The 15,581-nt window shown below is 29.3% G+C and carries 17 protein-coding genes; 4 read left to right on the forward strand and 13 right to left on the reverse strand.

The features are described from left to right. Nucleotides 1-218: 218 nt before the first annotated feature. From CLFE_RS11805 to CLFE_RS11860, 11 genes are all read right to left on the reverse strand, one after another. On the reverse strand, nucleotides 219-923 hold the full coding sequence (locus CLFE_RS11805) for a hypothetical protein (RefSeq protein ID WP_077895386.1): 705 nt from the start codon (nucleotides 921-923) through the stop codon (nucleotides 219-221). A 10-nt stretch (nucleotides 924-933) separates the two neighbouring features. Further along, nucleotides 934-2,814, reverse strand: coding sequence for a 3D domain-containing protein (locus CLFE_RS24270; protein WP_077895385.1), 1,881 nt, complete (start codon nucleotides 2,812-2,814; stop codon nucleotides 934-936). Between the two features lie 79 nt (nucleotides 2,815-2,893). Beyond that, entirely contained in the window at nucleotides 2,894-4,948 is a 2,055-nt protein-coding gene (locus CLFE_RS11820; RefSeq protein ID WP_077895384.1) for a hypothetical protein, read from the reverse strand. Nucleotides 4,949-4,963: 15 nt separating this feature from the next. After that, entirely contained in the window at nucleotides 4,964-6,814 is a 1,851-nt protein-coding gene (locus tag CLFE_RS11825; protein ID WP_250944599.1) for a VirB4 family type IV secretion system protein, read from the reverse strand. Next, on the reverse strand, nucleotides 6,789-7,553 hold the full coding sequence (locus CLFE_RS11830; RefSeq protein ID WP_077895562.1) for a hypothetical protein: 765 nt from the start codon (nucleotides 7,551-7,553) through the stop codon (nucleotides 6,789-6,791). Before CLFE_RS11830 ends, CLFE_RS11825 begins: the two co-directional genes overlap by 26 nt. A gap of 15 nt (nucleotides 7,554-7,568) precedes the next feature. Further along, entirely contained in the window at nucleotides 7,569-7,916 is a 348-nt protein-coding gene (locus tag CLFE_RS11835) for a PrgI family mobile element protein (protein WP_077895561.1), read from the reverse strand. 45 nt (nucleotides 7,917-7,961) lie between these two features. Then, nucleotides 7,962-8,306: a hypothetical protein gene (locus CLFE_RS11840; protein ID WP_242951742.1), complete on the reverse strand. Its 345-nt coding sequence runs from the start codon at nucleotides 8,304-8,306 to the stop codon at nucleotides 7,962-7,964. A gap of 18 nt (nucleotides 8,307-8,324) precedes the next feature. Further along, entirely contained in the window at nucleotides 8,325-8,603 is a 279-nt protein-coding gene (locus tag CLFE_RS11845; protein ID WP_077853309.1) for a hypothetical protein, read from the reverse strand. A gap of 26 nt (nucleotides 8,604-8,629) precedes the next feature. Then, entirely contained in the window at nucleotides 8,630-9,376 is a 747-nt protein-coding gene (locus CLFE_RS11850) for a sigma-70 family RNA polymerase sigma factor (RefSeq protein WP_077895560.1), read from the reverse strand. Continuing rightward, nucleotides 9,363-9,956 (reverse strand): hypothetical protein, encoded by a 594-nt coding sequence (locus tag CLFE_RS11855; RefSeq protein ID WP_077895559.1) that lies wholly within the window; start codon nucleotides 9,954-9,956, stop codon nucleotides 9,363-9,365. The genes CLFE_RS11850 and CLFE_RS11855 overlap by 14 nt, the downstream gene beginning before the upstream one ends. A gap of 162 nt (nucleotides 9,957-10,118) precedes the next feature. Then, the gene (locus tag CLFE_RS11860; RefSeq protein ID WP_077835817.1) at nucleotides 10,119-10,496 is read right to left on the reverse strand and encodes a hypothetical protein; all 378 of its coding nucleotides are present in this window, start codon (nucleotides 10,494-10,496) and stop codon (nucleotides 10,119-10,121) included. Nucleotides 10,497-10,668: 172 nt separating this feature from the next. Here CLFE_RS11860 and CLFE_RS11865 point away from each other — a divergent pair, with 172 nt between their 5' ends. Continuing rightward, nucleotides 10,669-11,079, forward strand: a complete 411-nt coding sequence (locus CLFE_RS11865) for a helix-turn-helix domain-containing protein (RefSeq protein ID WP_077895558.1) — start codon at nucleotides 10,669-10,671, stop codon at nucleotides 11,077-11,079. 25 nt (nucleotides 11,080-11,104) lie between these two features. Here the strand turns inward: CLFE_RS11865 and CLFE_RS11870 are convergent, their stop codons facing one another. Together CLFE_RS11870 and CLFE_RS11875 are read right to left on the reverse strand one after the other, a co-directional pair. Next, the gene (locus CLFE_RS11870; RefSeq protein ID WP_242952012.1) at nucleotides 11,105-11,449 is read right to left on the reverse strand and encodes a hypothetical protein; all 345 of its coding nucleotides are present in this window, start codon (nucleotides 11,447-11,449) and stop codon (nucleotides 11,105-11,107) included. 213 nt (nucleotides 11,450-11,662) lie between these two features. Next, nucleotides 11,663-12,718, reverse strand: a complete 1,056-nt coding sequence (locus CLFE_RS11875) for a D-alanyl-D-alanine carboxypeptidase family protein (RefSeq protein WP_077835814.1) — start codon at nucleotides 12,716-12,718, stop codon at nucleotides 11,663-11,665. 129 nt (nucleotides 12,719-12,847) lie between these two features. On the opposite strand from CLFE_RS11875, the gene CLFE_RS11880 reads away from it, so the two are divergent. The 3 genes from CLFE_RS11880 to CLFE_RS11890 all read left to right on the forward strand — a co-directional run bounded on the left by CLFE_RS11880 (nucleotide 12,848) and on the right by CLFE_RS11890 (nucleotide 15,545). After that, entirely contained in the window at nucleotides 12,848-13,375 is a 528-nt protein-coding gene (locus tag CLFE_RS11880) for a DUF2953 domain-containing protein (protein WP_077835813.1), read from the forward strand. Then, nucleotides 13,368-13,829: a GerW family sporulation protein gene (gene ytfJ / locus CLFE_RS11885; RefSeq protein WP_077835812.1), complete on the forward strand. Its 462-nt coding sequence runs from the start codon at nucleotides 13,368-13,370 to the stop codon at nucleotides 13,827-13,829. Before CLFE_RS11880 ends, ytfJ begins: the two co-directional genes overlap by 8 nt. Nucleotides 13,830-13,934: 105 nt before the next feature. Continuing rightward, nucleotides 13,935-15,545: an IS1182 family transposase gene (locus CLFE_RS11890; RefSeq protein WP_250944600.1), complete on the forward strand. Its 1,611-nt coding sequence runs from the start codon at nucleotides 13,935-13,937 to the stop codon at nucleotides 15,543-15,545. The last annotated feature ends 36 nt before the right edge of the window (nucleotides 15,546-15,581 follow it).

Here is a 15,581-nt window from a genome sequence, read left to right on the forward strand (position 1 = left end):
TTACATTATATTAAAGTTACAGATATAATTCAAAATATATAGTTAACAAAATAAAAAAAACAGCCAGTAAAGGAGATCTAAACTGACTGACTTAATTTAATTAATTATTTTTTGTTTCTATGTTTATATATTAGCTTTCCTTTGTGACAATCATGTTACAAAAATAAGTATATTATATTAAACTTTAGTTTTAATATATATTTTATTCCAACTGTAGTTTATCTTATCTCTATCATGTTATTGACTAAATCAACTTTAATTTTAAAGCTTTGTTCACTATTGCTACTATAATATAAACTCATATAAAATTCAATAAATCTATTCTCATGCTTTTCCATATTATTTATAATTCCATATTTAATCTTTTTATTATTATCAAATAACTCAAACTTAAGTATAAGCTTTTTTAAATTTTCTTGTTTTTCTATCCCATACAAATAATTAAGTCTACATTTATTCTTCCGTATATATGAACTTAAAGCTTTATCATCATTTTTAATATTTGAAGTTTCTTTATAGAGTCTTGGCATATCGGTTGTTGCTTCCTTCACCCTTTTCTCTATTAAGAACATTTCATCGAGTGTCACAAGCTTAAAATTATATAAATCATTAATATTATCTATATAAAAATCACCATTACTTCGCCTCTCGTTATATATATTAGTTTCCATATTTACATTGTTACTATCATCACTTTGAAATTTTTTAAGTTTGCAAGTATTTTTATTTTCACGCCTTATCTCAATATTTACTCTATTTTCTTTCTCAATTTCAACATTTTTTCCTTTTAATTCTATGCTTTTCCTTGGATTTAAATTGTCACGATTTTTATAAATAAAGTTAGAGACTAAAAATATACAAACAAATATAAATGCAGCTGTAATAATACTTCCCACTATAATTAATTTCAATTTTCTATCCATTCTTATCCTCCTAACGTCTTACTTTTATATTTACTGTTCCAAAATTATCGCATCTTGATGTATCCTCAGCTCCTCCAAAGCCCATAAATAAATCTATATGATTGCCCTTTATTGCTCCACCTGTATCTCTTGCAGTATACCAGCCGTTTAAATCGTACCTTTGTCCATTTTTATTCTGATACCTTTTATCATCAGGGAATTGAAGATAAACTCTAGTGCCGAGTTTTATTACAGAAGGATCAACTGCGATTACTCTACTTGTAAAGTCCTTTCCATCAAGATTAGTTCCATCTGCTGTGGTTCCACTACCCTCCATAGCATCATGTACACCTCCATAGGCTGTACATATAAAACTTTCATACTTTATATTAGGATTATTAAATGCCCAAAACACATTAGCTTCTGCTGCTATGCCTTCCATTGGGAATTTATTTATACCTGTAGCCGGGTTAGGGTCATTAATTAGTACTTGTCCATCTGAATCTATTCCAGTAAGTACAATAAAATGTCCACCTTTAGTAAAATGCCCTGCGTGCATACTTGCAACTACTGGATTGCCATTTTTAAGCTGGTCATATATATAATTATAATTTGATGGCTCTATTTCTCCTGAGCTATTAATTCCAAACCTAGAAGTAGATATGCTATCAAATAATGCCCAAGAAGTACCTTCTCCTGAATTACTATTATATCCTGAAGCTATTGAATACTCTGCTGCTTCTCCTGGATCAAGTATTCCATCTTTATTTTTATCCCACGCTCCTAAATTTCCGCCAAGTCCTGATATTATCATTGCAAAACTTGTAGGACCGCATCCGCTTGTGGCAACATCTCCCTGACCATAAGGCACATTTGCCCACCTTGCATCTGTTTGCCTAAAAAGCGGTATTTGTCCCTCAAATCCTCCATCCGCACCTGCCTCTAATATATCATTTACTATACTATCTTGATCTGGATCTTTGTTCATCCAATCTCCATTTTGACTCTTTGTATCGTAATCATTACTGGCACCCTCTATAACAAAATGTGCAGCCATTTTAAGCTTATCCTCAGTATCTTCATTTGAAAATTCCTTTTTTATTATGCTTTTTAACCTTTCCATATCTTTTCCGCTTTCAGTTACCTTATCAATTACTGGAGTATCAACCTTTGTTGTTGTGGTTGTAGTCTCTGTTACTGTCTCCATTTCTGGCTTTTGGTTTGGATCATTAGTTATTGGCTGATTATCTTTAGGTTTTTGATATGTTCTAGTTTTTGTTTCTGTCTTCGTTTCTGACTGCACTTTATATGTTATATCTACCTTTCCTTTAAGTGCATCAGCACTTGTTAAAAGCTTTACCTTTTCTTTTGTAATCTGTGGCACTGCATTATCATTTTCCCCTGTAGAATCTTTTGTGTTGATATTAACTGTAGTAACTATATAATCATCCTTATAATCAAAATCTGGCTTTAAAAGTTCTGCATATTCATCTATAATATCCTCAGCCCCTACAATTCCTGTTTGTCCATTTCTGGATACTATCTTATCTATATCCTGTTCCTTCTCCATTTCTACAAGCGATATAAAACCTTCAACATTTCCTTCTGTAAGTGCCACCTTTTTTGCCATACCATACATATCGTCCATAGCTCCATTAGCATCTTTAACTTTTTTAGACAAGTACTCCTGAAGTTCTTTGTTTTGATACGTATTAAAGTTATCACTTATTGTCCCATCTCCCATAAAACCAGTTTTGGCTACGGATATAGCAAATATAACTATGAATAGAAAAGAGAAAAAAATAATTCCCCAAGGGAACATTATTTTTTTTATTAAACCCTTGAGAACTGTTTTGCCTTTCTTTTTAGCCATATTCTTAAACATACCGCCTAATCCATTATTATTTTTCACCTAATTTGACCCCTTTCCAAAAAACAAGAAACAGTCTATACAAACCGTATAAACTGTTTCCTATAAGATATTTTTAATTTTATGACCAGCCATTAAAGCCATCTATGGATGTATAGGGATTAGTTTGTGCTATAATTTTTGTCTTGTCTTTATCTTCTAACCTATTAAAGGGATGTGCCTTAGCTAAATTCATAGCGGCTGCACTATTGCTTCCCTGTGATATATTCTTAGAAAAGCTACTTACGTTATGAGCTGTTCTTAAAGTCTTGCCCATTTTAGTATTAGCGGTGTAACTTAATACCGCATTTGCTGGTTTATTTAAAACTTTTAACTTTTTAAAGTTAGCCTTTAAATCATTATTTCCACCAAATAAAGTCTGTATAGCCTCCTTTTTATCCTTAGCAAGTCCTAACTTTTCCATTTGTGAAGCAGTCTTATACATAGCTTTAGCAGTTGAAATCCTATTCTGAACTCCACCTACTAAATTTCCTCCTGCCTGAACTAAGCCTTTAAACATAGGATCTCCTGCTGTCATTGCTGTAAGTACTCCATTTGTTCTACTCCCTGCTTTATTTCCTGACATTTCTCTATTTAAATTATCTGCTAGAATTGAATTGTTTAATCCTTGTTTTGCACTATCCTGTTTGAATTTTTCTGTTGTAATATCAGGTTTATCCATATCATATTCTTCATCATTGTTCCCAACTGGAAAACCATCACCCATGTTATAACTTCCATAGTCTTTTAGATTGTCTCCAAAAGATGTAGCATTTTTAATTGAAGAATTTGAACCCTTTACAGAATTCCCACCCTTAAATGAACCTCCAAGAGTATTTCCCAATATCTTATTTCCTACTTCTGAAGCTTTAAAATCTTTAAAACCTCCACCGCTGTGATTTCCTCCTACTGTCATTCCAAAGGCTGATGACATGCCTCCTGCTATTGCTCCAACTGTTCCAAGTGCTCCTCCTGCTAATGTAGTTTCATCCAAGCCTGATACCTTTGTAAAGAAGCCTTGAAGTGAATTTCTAAGCATTTCTGCGATTTTAGTTAAGGCTGTCATCCATACTAATGCAAGAAGCCAGTCCTGCCATGTTGAAGCGCCTAATGCTGCTATCATTGCTGTAAAAGTAAAGGCATAAAAAAACTGCATAGAGGCATTAGTTATTATTTCCCCAAACCAAATAGCCGCCGCATGCACTTTATGATTTATTCCCCATAGAGCTATAGCTATTGGAGTAAACACATACATAACTGTAAGTACAACTTTTCTACTTAAAAATATTATGTTTATTCTAACCATTTGCCAGGCATAAAGAAGATGAACTATAGCTGTAGTTACTGGTGAACCTGTTTTTAATGAAGATAATGCAGATGTAGTAAATGCTGGACTTTTCGATACATCACCTAAGATTGATTTTGTTGCCGTAGTTAATGCATCTGTAAAAGCATTAAATAGCTCAAATAAGCCTTGAATAAATAATGGAGCTACTGCTAAAAGGAAAGCACAAATAAACCAATTCATAAGCTCTTCTTTTAAGTCTATCTTTTTTGAAATCGAATCAGAAAATAATATCATAGAAAAACCTGTTTTTGCAATCATTATTAAAAATAATGGTGAAACTAAAGTACACATAAGAATATATAGGTAATTTAAATTTTGCCACTCTGCATCTTTAAAGGGTGCTAAATTAAGCTTGTCAGTGTTAAAAATCAAATCTCCTAAGGGCTTAAATCCAATTCCTGCATCAACAATTTTATCTACTGCTTTTGGCACTGTATCTATAACATCCCCCACTGCACGCACTACAAAAGAGCCACCATCATCGCTATTATCTATCTTTGATGTATCGCTTATAGCTGCATTTTTAGTATTAAGTTCCACACCTGATGTATTAGCTACCCACCCTAAAAATCCAGCGAGAATTAAACTTATGCCAAGTATAAAACCACCAGCTGCTATTTTCCCTAGAGATTCCATAGCCTTTTCTCTTGAATCCTTTTTATGTGCTGTAAGAAGCATTTTTATACCTAGCATAATTATTGCAAATGCCATTGATATTCCGCCAAAGGCACTTATATATTCATATATTATTTTAGTAGGAGCATCCGCATTACCTGATATAAAATTCAATTTAAAACCTCCCTTCTATGAAGTTTTCACCATGTCCCACTCAAACTCAAAGGGTTTAACGTGCATAAGTACAAGTTCTTGTTCTGAAAGCAGTATTGCTTGTCCTGAAATAAAGGTAGTCATAAGCTGTCTACACCTATCTGATAAACCTAAAAACTCACATACCTTTTTAGCAATGGCTTCTTCTTGTTTTAAGAGAATCTTTGTACCACACAGATGTATAATTGCCTCTGTCTCTTTACTACCTATAAAATCCTGCATAAACTGTGTTGCTAAGGTAAGGGCTATTTTAAGTTTTCTCCCAAGTCTGGCTATAAGCTCTAAAAAATGAAGAGACCTTTCAAACTTTGCAAATAAATGCCCTTCATCAACTATAACTTCCTTTTCTATATCCTTGTATTTATAATTTGAAAAGGTTGTCCATATCCATGAAAGGCTGTTTATCATAGCATAAAACTTGGTAAATTCATCTGTTAAATGCTTGTAGCTTATAGCTATTATTTTACTGTTAAAGTTTATAGTGGACTTGCAATCAAACATCGCCATCGGACCATCACCAGTTATCATTTTCATAACCTCTATAAGCTCTTTTACTCCTTCTGATTTTACTTCTTTATTTTTCTCAATAAGAGCATTTCTTAAGTCACTTAAGGTTGGTAAATCCTTTTTAATGTTTCCTGTATAAAACTTACCTTCCTTTTCATAGGTTTTCTCTTCATAAAGACTTTTAGGCGCTTCTGTAATTCCTAAGTTTTCATAAAGTTTTGCTACACTTTCATCTACTGCTGTTATTTCTTCACCTTGAAGAGGATTTCCATTTCTAAACTTCTCCGAAAATATTGAAATCATCTCTATTATCTCTGAACGCTTCCCATATATATCAATCTTTTTCTTTCCGTTTTCATCTTCCTCAACCTCTATTTCAAATGGATTTATACCGGATTTAACTCCAGGTCTAAGTTGTATATACTGTCCTCCAAGCTTTTTAATTAAGGGTTCATATTCTTGTTGTGGATCTAAAATTACTGTCCATCTTCCGGCAGCTGCTGAACGTGCTGCTTTGAGCTTTAAAAAGACAGATTTTCCTGCGCCTGTAGTTCCACTTACAAAGGTGTGGGGATTTGTTAAGGTTGGTGCTCCTATAAATTCGTTATATACTATAGGCGATTTAGTAAACATATTTTCACCATAGAATATTCCATTTTTATGACAAAGCTCAGTATTTCCAACTGGAACTAAACAGGCAACAGAACCAGTTACCATATTTCTGAGTCCCTCTGTATACTGAATATTAAGATTAGGTAATCCTGTTAAAAAGCCTTTAATCTGATCACCCACAATACATTTACTAACAAGAGATTTTCTAGCGCAGATTGTATCGAATTTTTCAGACTTTTCTTCTAGTTCACTTAGGTTTTTTCCCCATAAAAAAACTATAGGTTGTACATAAAACATTCTTTCTGTATTAGTCTGTATTTGTGCTCTTGTTTCATCTAAATCTTCTGCCGCCAGTTTCATTCCATAATCCATAGAGTATCCATGTTTTAATTGAAGATTTATATTACTCATATACTGACTATACTTTCCAGTAAGTTTTCTTATTACAGATCCATCTGGTATGTTTTCAATATAGGTTGTAATATCAATATCTCCAATTTGAAATAATTCATTTAAATAGCCTACTGTCATATTTCTTGGAAAACCTATTATGGCGTAAACTCTTGAGTATCTTCCTGGACCAAGATAAATATAATCCTTTCCTTCAACAATTCCATCAGGCGATATAAGATCCATAATATTTATAGTTCCTTTTTTAAAGAAATCACTATCCTCTTCCTTTTTAATTTTCGTCTTCGATTTCAACAACTTTTCCTACCCCCTCTGTATATAAATCAAATGCTCCATTTTTCTCTAAATCTTCTATGTTTATATTTTTACCTCTGTTAAATATATCACCTAAAAGCTGAGCCTCACCTTCAGAAGTTAAAACATTCACCTTCATTCTAGCCCTAGAAAGTCCTCCAGCTATATTATCTACTCGTGCTTGAAGCTCATTTAAAATGTTCTTTTCATCCTTTCCTTCAAGATAAGCGCCTACTGTACAGAAACTTTTTCTAACATATATTCCTTTTTCATTTTCAAGCTTTCTGTATGATGTATAAAGCTGTGAGCAGTAGTCCTTTAAACTATCTGAAATCAGAGTATCTGAACTGTTAATTGTTTTCTCAACAAGCTCTGCCGGTTCTCTTATTTCTATTTTCTTCAAGGTTGTATGAAATTGCACTGGAAAATTTAATGACAATGCTGACATCATAAGACAGTCTTCAAAAGAGGTTTGTTCTTCATCTGTTAAAAGTTCAAAATCAGGAGAAGATATTGATAAATTAACCCTTATAGCACCATTTTTTATATAGATTTTGCTATCCTTTAATTTTTTTATTCCAATGAGTTTTTTCAATTCACTACTATTTATCCTGCTGGCTTCACTATCCTTTTCCTCTAGCACCTTCGTCTTTTTAGTTTTTCCTTTTTTCCTTGTATATAAAACAACACTTCCTAAAAATATAAAAGCCAAAATAGGAAACACCACGGCTATAACTAACATTTAGTTTCCTCCCCTCTACTTTCTAAATTTAAATATTTTATTTCTCATTTTGAACTTAAGCATTTTAATAAGGTATTTATCAAAATTATAAGTATCCTCTACCTTATAAAAGGAACATAAGGATGAAAATATAACAATTACAAATGCCACTACTAATCTTATGGTTAAATTAATTGGATGAAGTGTTATATTAGATGAATGACCTAAATTTCTTGTAACTGTCATATAGCTTCTATTAATTAAAAATAAAAGCGTAATTAAAAAGACAGAAAGAATTATCCAACCAAACTGTCTTAAAGAAATATATCCACCTATAATTTTATCCTCTTCATTTATATTGAAGGGGACTTTAAAGTATCTCATTTTTCACCTCCAAAATAAAAGAGGCAGATTTCTCTGCCCTAAAATTTATTGTCCAAATCCAAAGAAGAGACCGGCAAAAATAGCAAAACCACCTATTAAAAGTGATGCTATTATTACTGTTAAAATTGAATCCATAGCTTCACTTCTTGCTTCTTGTTTCTTGCTTGCCATCAGCATTTTTATTCCTATAACAACAACAGCGATTCCAATTAAAGCACCTCCAAAGGCTTCAGCTATCCCCTGATTGGCGGTAAATATATGTGATGCAACCTCTCCCGGCGTATGTTTTGTTATTTGGCTGTCTGCATAGGTAGAAGTACTCCAAGATATTAAGATTTCACTAATTACTGAAAAAGTGAAATATAATTTTAATCTTAATCCTTTAATCAAACTAATCATCCTTTCTAATTATTTCATTATATTTTCAATGGTCTTTAAAATTCCGATAAAGGTTGGCATACAAAAATAGAATATAAGAGTTAAAGTTACAATACCCAAATCCATTACTCCTATTTTTTTAATTGTCTTACTATGAATTAAAGCACCCATTACTATAAAAATTAAAGCAGTAGCATATCCTAAAAGTGCCAAAGGATATATTATTCCAGTAACAGTTTTATAAATAATAAAAACCACCTTAGTTAATTTATCATTTACAACTTCAGGAGAAATAGGCTCTATATTCATTAAATCATCCTCCATAAATAAAAAGTCTAATTTTTTTTATTTTTTAAATTATTCTGTATTTTTTTTAAAGCATTATATTTGATATTAGAAATTTGTTTTGTAGGCATTTTGGTTACTTCAGAAATACTTTTTATTTTTTCATCATTAATTATTACTCTATATAATATATATCTCTCTATGCATGACAGTATTTCTTTGTTATCTGATAAAATAGATAACAAATCTATTCTTTCTTCCACTTTTTTATAATTAATATCTTCATAGGAAAGCTTATCTCCAATACTAACCTTTTTATCAAAAGATCTTTTCCCATTTAGATAAGATATATTATTTATGTTGCTGAGATATATCATATTAGCATATTCTTTGTAACTTAATCCCATCTTTTCACAACTATATTTATAGCAATAATCCTCAAGTTTAAGTTCAAAAGCCTTTCTTCTGAATCTGACTACCTTAGAAACCTGATGCTCTGGCAGTTTAAAATAACTATATTTTTTTTTTATTTCCGAAATCAAAATAAAATTAATCATTTTATATACATAAGTTGAAAATTTCACATTTTTATTCAAATCATATGAATTTATAGCTTTAATTATTGCTATTATCCCCTCTTGAATGAGATCCTCTAATGATAAGCCTTTATTATTCAAGCAAAAGTTATTTGCAATCTTTTTTACATATTTTATATTATCATTTATAAGTGCAGTTTTTGCGTCATTATCTCCTGCCTTTGCTTGTATTATAATCATTTTTAGTTCATTGTCTTTCATTTAAAATCACCTTATATGGAAGATCATTTGGCTTACTCCCTGATGCCTCAACAAACTCTAAGCTTTTACTTATAGGATTATATTTATAGTGATTTAGATTCATCTCTACCATTTTTTTAGTTGAAAGCTTACTCATTCTAGACATATCTATAGCATTTTGCTTTTGAAGCTTAAGAAGTATTCTTAACTCCTCTTCTCTAATTTTTCCCCTCTTTTTCTTTATTGCTAACTTACTTTTTTCTCTATTTATTTTTCTACTTTCTCCCTTTCTTCTAGCCTTTTCATTTTTATAATTTAAATCCTTTTTTATTACTTTAGTTACTGTGGCATTACTTATGTTAAAAATTCCAGCTATTTCATAAACCTTCAATCTTTTTTCATAAAATAGTCTTGTGATTTTTTCCTCCTTTTTCGCAATTTCAAATTCACTTAATTTCCTTCTTCTTTGACTTTCCACTTCATATCTTTCATCTTTTTTTAGTATTTCATATATACTTGTCCTACTTTTTGATACCATTTTAGCAATTTTAGAAATAGCTATTTTTTTATCAAAATACAGACTTAGTATTTCATTTTTCAAAACTTTCACCTCCTAAAGAAATTATAGTAAAATGTACACATATGAATATTTTTACTACACTTTTTTTATATTAGTAACCTCAGATTTATCTTATAATAAATTCACTAAAAAAAACTAATCAATCTTATTCTTAAATACCTACACATTCATGACAAAAGACTATCAATCAACCTGTAATAATAACTTCTTAAGATGATTTATAACTTTTTTTCTAAGTCTATAATATGTTCTTTCCTTTATAAACATTTTATCCTGTATTTCAATAACACTAAAATTTTTTTTATATTTAAGTTCTATATATTTTTGTTCATCTAATGTAAGATTTATTATAATTTGTTCTAAATATTTATTTTTGAAATTCATTTCTGCAATCTTTCCTTTTATATTTTGAATTTCTTTCCCATGTTCATTGTTACTAATCATATTTTTATATTGATTATAATAACTTAACTTACTATTATAAGCTTGAATATTTATTTTATCTTCATAATAGCTTTTTAGTATTTGCTCAACTTTTTTATCTTCTAAAGATTTTTTCATTCAAAACACTTCCTTTTTTTATCTCATATTCCTTTTAATGTATGTAACTTACAATCAACATTATATCTATTTTATTTATTTTGTGCAACACTTTTTTTATATTTTTTCCATTTTTTAATAATATTTATGTTAAAATTTATATAGAAATTCACTTGAGTTTAGGAGACAAGTTATGGATAATAAGTTATTAAAAATGGAAACTGAAACCTTTGGACAATATATAAAGAGAGTGCGTGAACTTAGAGGATATTCTCAAAGAAAACTTTCAACCCTAAGTTCACTAAGCAATACAACTATTTGCAGAATAGAAAAAGGATCTGAAAACGGAATTGAAAATCCGGATATGGATACTGTTATTAAATTAGCAGAAGGATTAAAACTAGATAAGGAAATTTTATTAATTGCAGCTGGTTATCTTGATGAAAAAAAAGTAGATGAACCATTAGATATAAAAGAGTATATTAGAATTTCCCTACAAAAACTAGGTTGGATAAATTCTTATGATGACATAAACGAAGAAACTATTGACTATGTTGAATTTCTTTTAAAAAAATACGGCAATAAATACAAACAAATTCCTTAAATTTTAAGGAATTTGTTTTATTAATTTATCTATTTGCCCTTATATGTCTTATTACTTTTTCTTCCCTTTCATTTTCTAAGTCTATTAATTTAATTAAGTTTGTCTTTAACTCAGGATTAACTTTTAAAATACCTTTTACAATTTCCTCCTCCAAATAATCATATTTAGATATTAAATTTTTAAATTCCAGCCAATTTAGTTTTTCTAAAACCTCATTTAAACTCTTATACTCAAAAAAACTTCTACTATCTTCAAATCTGTTTTTAATACCTTCCTTTAAAATATCAAAAGCTTCCTCCTCTATGTAATTTCCACTAAATATTACCATCTCAATATAATCTACCACCTCCAGTATTTCATTATTACTCAAATATCCTATTGATTTTTGAATTTCCTTTTTAACTTTAGAAAATAAAAAAGAAAATTTTTTTTTGACATAAAATCGTCCCCTTTTTTTAATTTATATACATTTTTCATAATATCACTTATAATATGAATTTATCGTCTTTTTTACGACAATTAACCGCTTAATATATGACAAAATACAGTTGAAAAAGTATATATCAACTGTATTTTAAATTTTTTATTTGGTTAGGATATTTCCTAATAAATAATTTTTATATACACATTTATTATCACAATATACCTCAATTCTCCCTATCATTCCTGTATTTGATATTGGTCCTTTTATATCCTTTGATACTATTATCTTCTTAGAATATACTTTATCCTTACTACAAGGGATATATATATCATAAGGTGATGCGAGCTTTAGTTTGTTTTCTCCTTTTAGTATATTCTTGCTGTATACTATCTCACCTTTTGATACTAATTTTTTATATTCATAGTTTTTCTTAACATAATCATACATTCTCTTAGTTTCTTTCCACCTTGGAGTACAATTAAGGACTACAAATATAACATCATGACCGTTCATCTTTACCGATGTAACTAAGCACTTTCCAGCTTTCCCTGTAAATCCTGTCTTAACACCATCTGCCCCAGGTATTTGATACAATATTTTGTTTATATTATGATAACTTCTTGTGAAACTATATTGCCCAGCAGTTACATCCTTTGTACTAACAATATCATTAAATACCTTATTCTCCTTTGCAACAGAAGTTATAAATGCAAGATCATATGCTGTACAATAATGTAAATCTTTATCTAATCCATGTGGGGTTTGAAAGTGACTATTAAATGCTCCTATTTTTACAGCATATTCATTCATTAAATCAGCAAATTTTTCTGTACTGCCTGCTATACCTTCTGCAATACAGATAGCCGCGTCATTTCCTGATCTTAGCATAAGTCCATATAAAAGCTCTCTTAAAGTTATCTCTTCTCCTGATTTATACCCTACCTTTGATCCTCTTATTGAAGCTGCTCTTTTTGATACTGTAAATTTCTTATCCAAGTTTCCATACTTAATTGCTACCAAAGAAGTCATTATTTTTGTGGTACTAGCCATTGGAACTATCATATCTGCATTTTTCTCATATAAACGCATTTTAGTACTGCTATCCATTGCTATAGCGCAGGTTGCATTTAAATTTAGTTTATCTGCTTTAACAAAATTCACTGGCATAAATAATACTATAATTAGAGCTAAAGCTATACTTCTATATATCTTCATGAAAATCACCTTACTTTATTATTATTTCTCAAAGTTATTTTGTCTATTTACAAATTAAATATTCCTTTCATTATAAAAAGTATATATGTGGTTAGAATATATAATATTATCCTTATGTGGAGGTATATTATGTTTTTAATCATCATATTTTTTCTCCTTTTAGTAAGTTTAATTCCTTTTCCAATAAAAATTTATCTTCTATATTTTGATGGAAAATACTCTATTTTTATATATGGAAAGAAATTAAAATTTACAGTTAGAAGAACTGAAAGAAAAATAAAATACAATTTTGATACACTAAAGTACATTTCAAAATATAAACACAAATTTCTTAAATATAATTCAAAAGTGAAATTAACTATGGGAATTGGACTAGACGATGCAGCATATACTGCTCTTTCTTTTGGTTTAATGAGCTCTTTAGGATCAACACTTTATGATTTATTAGACATAGGTTTCAATGTTAAAGATTACAACTATAAGGTAATTCCATTTTTCAAAAAGAAAATCTTTAAAATTGAATTTGAAAGTATATTTTGGATAAGTGCAGCAAAAACTATCTATAATTTATTTATTCTAATTTTTGTATTATCAAAACTACATATCAAAACAATGATTAGAAAATTTAAAAATAAAGGGAGTGTACATTATGGATAATAATCCAATTGAAAGTTTTATGAAAACCACTATGGAAAACATAAAGGGAATGATAGATGTAAATACCATAGTAGGTGAACCTATAAAAAATACTGATGGGAGTTTAATAATTCCTATTTCTAAAGTTTCCTTTGGGTTTGCTTCAGGTGGAAGTGAATTCAATAATCATGAAAATTCAACAGATATTAAAAATGTTTATCCTTTTGGTGGTGGTGCTGGTGCTGGAGTGTCCTTAAAACCTATAGCTTTTTTAGTTATAAAAGAGGATTCTATAAGGCTCCTACCTTTAAATGCTGAAAATACTTATGAAAAAGTAGTAGATATGCTACCTCAACTTTTAGAAATGTGTAAAGGCTTTTCTCATAAATCAAAAAAAGATAAATGTTGCAATAAAGAGAAAAAAAATGATTCACCTGAGGAAAAAACTGAACCTAATGAAAAAGAAGAGGAATAAAAAAAGGGGCTGTTGCAAAACTAAAAAATAGTTTTGCAATAGCTCCTTTGTTGTATATAAAAAATGTGAGTTCCGAAGAACTCACATTGATTGTATAATTAAATTATGAACGTAACTAAATTATACACAAAAAATTATAATCAATTTAATGATAATTTGCAACTTATATTACCATTAAATTTAGAAAACTTAATACCAGAAGATGATTCGGTTCGTTTGCTAAGCTATTTGTTGGAGGGATTAAATTATAAAAAATTGTACAAGGCGTATTCTTCCGTAGGAAGAAAATCAGCAGTTGAACCCAAAATCATGTTCAAAATAATATCTTATGCTTATTCTCAAAATATTTATTCAAGTAGAAAGATAGAAAAAGCATGCAAAAGAGATATAAATTTCAAATGGCTACTTCAAGGCTTTAAAGCACCTGATCACGCTACTATAAGTAGATTTCGAAAAAAATATCTTTCAAATGAAGTGATTGAAGATTTATTTTATCAACAAGTTAACTATTTAGCTAAAGAAAAAGAATTATTATTTGAAAATGTATTTATCGATGGTACTAAAATTGAGGCAAATGCCAACCGATATACTTTTGTTTGGAAGAAAGCTATTTATAAAAATGAAGGTAAGATGTTTGATAAAATTATTGCTCTTGTTAAAACCATTAATCTTGAAAGATTAATGAAATTCACTATTGAGAGAGAAACTTTGATTGATGATATAAACAAAATTCTTCAATGGCTTTTATTTGAAAAAGAAAAAAGAAATATAGAGTTTGTTCATGGAATCGGTAAAAGAAAAACTGCAATTCAAAAGTGGATAGAACAACTATCACAATATAAAGAAAGACAAGAAAAATATAATTTAAGTAAGAAAATATTTTCAAAAAGAAATAGCTATTCTAAAACTGATACTGATGCAACTTTCATGCATATGAAAGATGATCATATGAGAAATGGTCAATTAAAACCTGCCTATAATGTACAAATAGCAGTTGATAGTGAATATGTAACTGGTGTTGGAGTATTTGATGATAGAAATGATATAGCAACATTAATACCAATGATTACTAATATGCAAGAAAAAATTGGTCATAAATATACTAATGTGATTGCAGATTCTGGTTACGAAAGTGAAGAAAACTATTTGTTTTTAGAGTCTAATAATCAAATACCATATATAAAACCTCAAACTTATGAGAAATGGAAAAAAAGAAGTTTTAAAAACGACATCAGTAAGCGTGAAAATATGAAATATGATGTTAAAACAGATACATATATTTGTCATAATAATAGAAAATTATTCCCATCATATATTATTCATAAAAAATCTGCAAGTGGGTATACGTCTGAGGTTACTGTTTATGAATGTGAAAATTGCGATAACTGCACTTTGAAATCAAAGTGCACAAAAGCAAAGAATAACCGAAAAATGCAGGTTTCAAAGACTTTTATTAAAAAGCGTCAAATTTCATACAACAATATCAAAACTGAATTGGGAACTAAATTGAGAATGAACAGATCTATTCAAGTTGAAGGTGCGTTTGGAATTTTAAAAAGCGACTATGAATTCAAAAGATTTTTAACACGTGGAAAAAATAGTGTAAAAACTGAATTTATTTTGCTTTGTTTTGGATATAACATTAACAAATTACATTTAAAAATCCAAAATGAAAGAACTCAAAAGTATCTTCACGAATTAAAAACTATTTCCTAATTATGGAATAATATAGTTAGGTTTATTTTAGTGCGT

Origin of the sequence: Clostridium felsineum DSM 794, from assembly GCF_002006355.2 — a bacterium.
Taxonomy (GTDB): Bacteria; Bacillota; Clostridia; order Clostridiales; family Clostridiaceae; genus Clostridium_S; species Clostridium_S felsineum.